Annotated in this window: 7 protein-coding genes and 1 pseudogene; all 8 read right to left on the bottom strand. The window is 36.5% G+C overall.

The genetic code is table 11. The features are described from left to right. Positions 1–48: 48 nt before the first annotated feature. A complete protein-coding gene (gene ytkD, locus A194_RS0113990; protein WP_017187437.1) occupies positions 49–513 on the bottom strand; it encodes an RNA deprotection pyrophosphohydrolase in 465 nt (154 codons plus the stop codon). 29 nt (positions 514–542) lie between these two features. Next, positions 543–1100: a hypothetical protein gene (locus tag A194_RS18610; protein WP_017187436.1), complete on the bottom strand. Its 558-nt coding sequence runs from the start codon at positions 1098–1100 to the stop codon at positions 543–545. A 142-nt stretch (positions 1101–1242) separates the two neighbouring features. Then, a complete protein-coding gene (locus tag A194_RS0113980; RefSeq protein WP_017187435.1) occupies positions 1243–1584 on the bottom strand; it encodes a hypothetical protein in 342 nt (113 codons plus the stop codon). A gap of 49 nt (positions 1585–1633) precedes the next feature. Further along, positions 1634–2740, bottom strand: a complete 1107-nt coding sequence (gene menC, locus A194_RS0113975) for an o-succinylbenzoate synthase (protein WP_017187434.1) — start codon at positions 2738–2740, stop codon at positions 1634–1636. A 4-nt stretch (positions 2741–2744) separates the two neighbouring features. Next, positions 2745–4211: an o-succinylbenzoate--CoA ligase gene (locus A194_RS0113970; RefSeq protein WP_017187433.1), complete on the bottom strand. Its 1467-nt coding sequence runs from the start codon at positions 4209–4211 to the stop codon at positions 2745–2747. 76 nt (positions 4212–4287) lie between these two features. After that, positions 4288–5106: a 1,4-dihydroxy-2-naphthoyl-CoA synthase gene (gene menB, locus A194_RS0113965; RefSeq protein ID WP_017187432.1), complete on the bottom strand. Its 819-nt coding sequence runs from the start codon at positions 5104–5106 to the stop codon at positions 4288–4290. 19 nt (positions 5107–5125) lie between these two features. After that, positions 5126–5944: a 2-succinyl-6-hydroxy-2,4-cyclohexadiene-1-carboxylate synthase gene (gene menH / locus A194_RS0113960; RefSeq protein ID WP_017187431.1), complete on the bottom strand. Its 819-nt coding sequence runs from the start codon at positions 5942–5944 to the stop codon at positions 5126–5128. Next, positions 5922–6252: pseudogene (locus tag A194_RS18605) on the bottom strand (2-succinyl-5-enolpyruvyl-6-hydroxy-3-cyclohexene-1-carboxylic-acid synthase); the annotation flags it as partial. The pseudogene A194_RS18605 and the gene menH, both read right to left, overlap by 23 nt.

The raw sequence follows: 6252 nt of genomic DNA, 5'->3' as shown, positions 1-6252 counted from the left end.
TAAACAAACCGTCTCGTGATCATCACGAGACGGTTTTATTTTTGCCATTTATAAACTTTTGACTTCCTTAATCGCAATTTGTAACACTTCATCTTTCATCATAAAGCTAAAACGATGATCCTTTTTAACATTTTTCGGTATGTCATCTAACATCATAGGACCTTCAGTTTCGTAGTAATGTGGGCGTTCTTCAAGTTCTTCAACTTGAGCAAAATAAACGTTCTTAACTATGTCTCCACCTTTACCATCGACATAATATTGCCCTACGAAATGCAACTCTTTCACAATGCCACCAGTTTCTTCATACACTTCTCTTCTAGCAGCTTGCTCAGCACTTTCTCCCTGTTCTACTTTTCCACCAGGAAATTCAATTCCTCTGTTTTTATGCTTCGTTAACAGCCATTGTCCTTTATGTTTAGTAATAACCCAGACATGTTTAGGTTGATTTGAAAAGTGCATCTCATTTTTCACGAATTTTACTGTATTTTGGTAGTAGTCTTTAAATACTTCCACTAGAACACGTTCCTTTATTATATTTTTGTCTATTCGTACTGTATATCCATTATATACGGTTGCCCTCCATCCTTCAATTGTAGCTCAATAACAATTGTATATTCTCCATCGAATTCCGTTTCATTATTTTGCTTAATTAAATAATGTCCTTGTTCAACTTCAACCTTTTCATAATCCACACCATCTATAAACCAAGGTGGTGTTGCAGTTGGAATAATATATAGACCATCATTTTGTTCTTCATAATAATAGTCGACAAACTGATCGGTTACATGACTTGAGGCAAAATCAGAAAAGCTCTCTTTCAATTGTTCCATTGTGTCATAATTTAATACACGATAATCTTCTGCTGTTTCTTGAACTAATTGATCCATAAATTGATCCATGACTGAAACGATGTCTTCATGTGATAATTCATGCTCCGCTTCAGTCGTTATACTCATTTGATTTTTATTTTGGGTTAAACTGAAGTGATTCTGTTGGTCAGAAACAACTAATGAACCATGTTCGGCATTTAATTGATTATATGAAAACGGTATAGTTACAACCAGTAATGCAATAATTGATAAAAACATTAATTGTTTCATCATTTCCACCTCTCATAAATTAAATCTAGTAATCTTATTAATATCTATATGACTACTATTCCTCTATTAGACCTTTATTAAACATTAAAAAAATAGAATTCATAAGAGGCAAAAAAAACCTTGATCCAAAAATGGGTCAAGGTCATTGTTCATCTGAAATTTTACCAAACTGATCGTAGAACGGCATTGTTTCTATATGTTGTCTCGTTGATTCATCTCCTAGATGGTGTATCATTTTGTAACATTTCATAAAATGATAATCATATGAATCATTTTCATCATCATTGTGATACTCTTTAAAAGGTATCGTAGCTCGAAACCCTGTCGCACCTTCTGCACCTTTTAAATCATCGAAAAGTTCTCGGAGTGCAATAATCTCTTCTGGGTCTCCGTAAATAATAAAATCATCATTATTACCTGCTTTGTATTCAGAGATCTCACCTGATTCAATGCTTACATAAAATTTTCTTTTTTCATTTTCCATTCGCCCCACCTCTACACTTAATGTGCCAAAGGTCGTTTTGAATTATGCATTAACTTGTCATTTCAAATCCAAACTGACGAACAGTACGGTCATTTAACCTTTTTTCATGCACCTTTACACCAATACCAGGTTTAGTAGGTACTTTAACTTTACCATCTTTCACTTTAAATGGCTTTTCAATAATATCTTCTTCCCAATAACGCTGGGACTCAGATAAATCACCAGGTAACTTAAACTGCTCTAGCGAAGCTAAAATAATGTTGTGAGCCCGTCCTATTCCTGTCTCTAGCATGCCGCCACACCACAATGGCATGTCCGCTACTTTGGCATAGTTGTGAATGTTCAAAGCGACTTGATAACCACCTACACGTCCTAACTTCACATTAATGCAACCGGCTGCATCTAGTTCTATAGCTTGAAAAGCATCATGTTCAGATTTAACGGTTTCATCGAGACAAATTAACGTCTTCACCTCTTTCTTTAATTGATGATGGTAATAAAAATCATCTTGTCTAAATGGTTGTTCAATCATATGTAAGTTTAAATCATCTAAGTTTTTTAAATGCAACATATCTTCAGGACCGTACCCACCATTACCATCAAACATAATCGGTACATCACCGATATATTGTTTCGCTCTTTCAATAGTTTCTCGTTCTTTGCCTTTTTGTACTTTTAATTTGAAACGTTTGTAGCCTTTTTTAGTAAATTCTTTCGCTTGTTCTTTTAAATCATCTGTCAATGAAAGAACGACTCCGCTTTCGACTTCATCGTACTGACCACCGATTATTTCTTTCAAGCTTTTCTGTTGTTGTTTAGCGTGTAAATCCCATAGAGCTGTTTCAATTCCAGATTTAGCCATTTGATGACCTTGAATACCACTAAACGTTTCATGAACTTGATTAGGATGGTCAATCTTGCTTTTCTTTAAGATTGGTAATAAAAAATACCTTAACATATCCCAAGCTGTCGTCGTCGTTTCTGGTGTGTAGAAAGGGTCTGCAAATGCAACACATTCACCATATCCTACATGACCATTTTGATCATGTGCTTCTATAATAAGCGTATCACGCATAACAACTAAGCCATTAACCGTTTGAAAAGGTTTCTTCAACTTCATCCCGACTTGTCGCACGATGACTTCCTTTAAGTTCATCCTCTCACTCCTTTAACCGCTTTTGTAACTGATGACGTAACAACTTTTTAGAAGCGTTACGTGGCAATTCATCAATTGACACCCACGCTTTTGGACATTTATATTTTGCTAAATGCTCTAAACAAAACTGTTCGAGTTTAGCAAAATCAACCGCTTCTTCAAAAACGATAAATGCTACTGGAACTTGTCCCCAACGATCATCCTCTTGTCCGACGACACCAGCATCTTTCACTTTAGGGTGCATTTTTAATACACTTTCTATTTCAGCTGGATATACATTTTCACCACCAGAAATAATTAAATCTTTACGACGGTCTACTACGTATAGAAATCCTTCTTCATCAAAATATCCGAGATCACCCGTTTTCAACCATCCATTATGAATCGTTTCGCGGTTAGCTTCGTCTCGATTATAGTAACCTTGAGTTACTGTGGGGCCTTTAACGACAATTTCTCCTACTTGATTGGCATGCCTTTCTTCTCCATTATCAATAATTTTTAATTGATTCGAAAAAAGTGGCTTCCCAGCTGAACCTAGCTTTGTCAATGCATTTTCATCATCTAACGTACAAAATTGTGAGGCCGTTTCAGTCATTCCGTACGTTTGAAAAACGGGGACATGTTGATCTTTAGCTTGCTGTAACAGACCTTTAGGAGCTGGTCCTCCGCCTAATAACATACATCGAAACTGCTCTGGATAATAATCATCACCTAAACGATTTAACAACTGCTCCAACATAACGCTAACGACTGAAACAATCGTTACACCATTTTTCATCAAATCTTCATGAACCGCTTCTACATCAAACGTATCATGTAGATGTATCGGAATACCGTAGATTACGCTACGATAAACGATTGATAGACCACCAACGTGAAACATTGGTAAGCTTAACAGCCAGCGGTCATGGTCGTGCAACCCTAAGTTCAATGCTGAAGCTGTCGCACTCCACCAATGGTTCTCGTAAGTTAATTGCACACCTTTAGGGTTTCCTGTCGTTCCTGACGTATATAAAATATGAGATATCGCCAACAAGTTTATATCATCAGTCATTATATCGTGATCCTGACTACCTTTTGGGCATTGTTGCATATTCACTGTCTTAACGGCTTGTTGTGCAATTTGTCCAGCTTGATCTGACAAATCCTCATCATATATTAAGTAACGAACTTCCCCATCTTCTAGCTGATAATTAATCTCTTGTACTGTTAAGCGATTATTGATTAAAAAACTTGTAACACCTAGATAATTTAAAGCATGAATCGTAACTAGAAAATCATAACTATTTTTAGATAACACTGCAACGTGATCACCTTGTTTAATCCCTAAATGCGTTAAGTAGCTTGCTACACTTTTAGCGTGACTTTTCAAATCTGAAAATGTATAAGCTGTACCATCCCTTAGGACAACGGCTTGTTTATTCGGAGATAACTCCGCTCTTTTAGTTAGCCAATTTATCATTTCAGTCATATTACTGACGTTCCTTTCAAGTCTAACTTATATGTATGGAAAAATCGCACCAAAGCTTGGTGCGATTTAAATCTTTTTATGGGAAACGTGGGAATTGATCAAAGTCCGGTTTACGCTTTTCTTTAAATGCATCGCGACCTTCTTTTGCTTCATCTGTTGTGTAATAAAGCAATGTTGCATCGCCACCCATTTGTTGTAGACCAGCTAAACCATCAGTGTCCGCGTTGAACGAAGCTTTTAAGAAGCGTAGTGCTGTTGGTGACTTTTCTAACATTTCGTTACACCATTGAACGGTTTCTTCTTCTAACTGATCAACTGGAACGACTGTATTAACAAGTCCCATTTCTTTTGCTTCATCAGCATTGTATTGACGGCATAAGTACCAAATTTCACGCGCTTTCTTATGACCAACAATACGCGCTAAATATCCAGCACCGTAACCAGCGTCAAAGCTACCTACTTTAGGACCTGTTTGGCCAAAGATCGCATTGTCACCTGCAATTGTTAAGTCACATACAACGTGTAATACGTGTCCACCACCAATTGCATAACCTGACACCATAGCGACTACTGGTTTAGGAATTGTACGGATTAAACGTTGTAAGTCTAATACGTTAAGACGTGGTATATGGTCAGTTCCTACATATCCACCATGTCCACGTACTGACTGGTCTCCACCTGAACAAAATGCTTTGTCCCCTTCACCAGCTAAAACGATCACTCCAATTTTGGAGTCATCACGTGCATATGCAAAAGCATCAATTAATTCTTGTACCGTTAAAGGCGTAAAAGCATTACGCTTTTCCGAACGATTAATAGTAATTTTGGCAATACCATTATGCGTTTCGTACTTAATTTCTTCATATTCTCTTTCAGTTACCCACTCGATTGCCATTGTTTTACCCCCTTCATTGTTATGTATGGTTTAAAAACCTACTTACTATTTTACCAAAAATTCGCGGACTTTCTACATGAACAGCATGTCCAGTTTCATCCACTATATCCATTTTAGCATTTGGTAAGCTTTTCACCATTTCTTCATTTATTTTAACAAATTTTTCGTCGAATTCACCTACAATTAGTAAAACTGGCTGATTTATTTTCACTAATTCAGGCCAAAGGTTAGGTTGGTGGCCTGTTCCCATCGTCCTTAAAGACAACGCTAAGCCTTCAGCGTGTTGTGATAATCGCTCTTGTCTTATTTCATTACGTTTTTCTAATGAAAGTGTAAGTTGGGTATTAAATAGCGGAATCGATTCCCAATAATCGACAAATGACTCGATTCCTGATTCTAAAATATATTTAGCCAACTTTTCGTCTTGTTCTTGCCGTTGAGTACGAGCTTCTTTTCGTAAACCTGGTGACGAGCCGACTAAGATTAACCGTTTAACTGTTTCAGGGAACATCGATGTATAAACTAATGACGTACGTCCTCCCATTGAATAACCTAACAAATTAAAATGAGTAAGACCCATTTTAAGAAAAAGTTGATTTAGTTCATCACATGCTTGTCTCATATCTGTTAATTGATTTACCTCTGTTTGCCCATGTCCAGGTAAATCGACTAATACAATTTTGTATTCACTTAAATATTCAACGACCTCGCTCCATGTCGTTGAAGCTCCAGTAAACCCATGTAACAATACTAAAGGTTCACCTTCGCCAATCGTCTTTACATAATACGCATTGTCATTAATCGTATGATACATATTAACGTTTACCTTTATAATCATTAATAATCTGCCGGACATGTCCTCTTATATCTTGATGCCATTTAAAGTTTTCATCACGATCTGTTTGGACTTCAACGACTTCAATTCCAGTAATGGGCTCACGAACTAAGTTAGCTAATTGTTCATTGGACTCGGCGAAATGATAACGCACATTAAGTGATTCCACCATTTCTTTAATTGGTGGATTAAATGGTGTGCCAAACAATTTCTCAAAATGTTGTTTATGTTCATATTGTGGTAAAAATGAAAAGATACCACCACCATTATTATTAATGACGACAATTCGTAATTTCAGTTCATTTTTTATA

It is taken from the genome of Alkalibacillus haloalkaliphilus C5, from assembly GCF_000269905.1.
Taxonomy (GTDB): domain Bacteria; phylum Bacillota; class Bacilli; order Bacillales; family Alkalibacillaceae; genus Alkalibacillus; species Alkalibacillus haloalkaliphilus_A.
Note: the sequence above shows the minus strand (reverse complement) of the source record. Positions and strands in the feature narration are given on the sequence as shown.

What these genes read in the sequence shown, in the direction of transcription:
- A194_RS18610 (WP_017187436.1), bottom strand. Translation starts at nt 1,100, where the DNA reads ATGAAACAATTAATGTTTTTATCAATTATTGCATTACTGGTTGTAACT.
- A194_RS0113980 (WP_017187435.1), bottom strand. Translation starts at nt 1,584, where the DNA reads ATGGAAAATGAAAAAAGAAAATTTTATGTAAGCATTGAATCAGGTGAG.
- menC (WP_017187434.1), bottom strand. Translation starts at nt 2,740, where the DNA reads ATGAACTTAAAGGAAGTCATCGTGCGACAAGTCGGGATGAAGTTGAAG.
- A194_RS0113970 (WP_017187433.1), bottom strand. Translation starts at nt 4,211, where the DNA reads ATGACTGAAATGATAAATTGGCTAACTAAAAGAGCGGAGTTATCTCCG.
- menB (WP_017187432.1), bottom strand. Translation starts at nt 5,106, where the DNA reads ATGGCAATCGAGTGGGTAACTGAAAGAGAATATGAAGAAATTAAGTAC.
- menH (WP_017187431.1), bottom strand. Translation starts at nt 5,944, where the DNA reads ATGATTATAAAGGTAAACGTTAATATGTATCATACGATTAATGACAAT.